Origin of the sequence: Novosphingobium sp. KN65.2, from assembly GCF_001368935.1 — a bacterium.
Classification (GTDB): Bacteria; Pseudomonadota; Alphaproteobacteria; order Sphingomonadales; family Sphingomonadaceae; genus Novosphingobium; species Novosphingobium mathurense.
The window spans coordinates 1-1,216 of the sequence record NZ_CCBH010000162.1; the positions used below are offsets into that span (position 1 = coordinate 1).

Below are 1,216 nucleotides of genomic sequence, written 5' to 3' on the forward strand. Positions count from 1 at the left end.
GGCAAACGCCGGCTCGCGGGCGATACCGCCCGTTCTGCGACCACGGGCGAGGTGCAGGATCTGCGCCGTGAAGCCCGTGCCCTGAAGGAATGCGTTGCTGACCTGACGTTGGAAAACCGCCTGCTCAAAAAAAGCATGATCGCGGATGGGGGCGACGACGAATGAGGTACCCCGCCGCAGAAAAGCTGGAGATTATCAGGATCGTCGAGCAGTCGCACCTGCCGGCCAAGCACACTCTGGACAAGCTGGGTATTCCTCGCCGGACGTTCTACCGCTGGTATGACCGCTTCCTTGAGGGCGGTCCTGAAGCCCTGGAGGATCGCCCCTCGGCGCCGAGCCGGGTGTGGAACCGCATCACCGAGGATATCCGCGCGCAGATCGTCGAGATGGCGCTCGAGGCGACCGAGCTTTCCCCTCGCGAACTGGCGGTGCGCTTCACCGACGAGAAGCGCTATTTCGTGTCGGAAGCCACGGTTTACCGCCTGTTGAAGGCCCATGACCTGATCACCAGTCCAGCCTATACCGTGATCAAGGCCGCTGACCAGTTCCACACGAAGACCACCCGGCCGAATGAGATGTGGCAAACCGACTTCACCTACTTCAAGATCATCGGGTGGGGCTGGATGTACCTGTCGACCGTGCTCGACGACTACTCGCGCTACATCATTGCCTGGAAACTGTGCACCAACATGCGCGCCGAGGACGTCACTGACACGCTGGACTTGGCCCTCAAGGCATCGGGCTGCGACAGCGCCACGGTCCTGCACAAGCCCCGGCTACTATCCGACAACGGCCCCAGTTACATCGCGGGCGAACTCGCCGAGTACATCGAGGCCCAGCAGATGAGTCACGTCCGTGGCGCCCCGTTGCATCCGCAAACGCAGGGCAAGATCGAGCGCTGGCACCAGACCTTGAAGAATCGCATCCTGTTGGAACATTACTTCCTGCCCGGCGACCTCGAAGCCCAGATCGAAGCGTTCGTGGAGCACTACAATCACCAGCGCTACCACGAGAGCCTGAACAACGTGACGCCCGCTGACGCCTACTTCGGCAGGGCTCCCGCTATCATCAAGCGTCGCGAAACCATCAAGCAAAAAACCATCGAATATCGCCGCTTGCTTCACCGCAAGCTCGCCGCCTAACATCAACCCCCAGACGAGGCTCGCTCTCCGCTAATCCACGCCCCGATCTGTGCCAAATGTCTCGACGACGGACA

At 61.1% G+C, this 1,216-nt stretch carries 1 pseudogene; it reads left to right on the plus strand.

Annotated features, from left to right (window positions below):
- A pseudogene (locus tag SPHV1_RS14805) lies at positions 1-1,142 on the plus strand (IS3 family transposase); the annotation flags it as partial.
- Positions 1,143-1,216 lie beyond the last annotated feature (74 nt).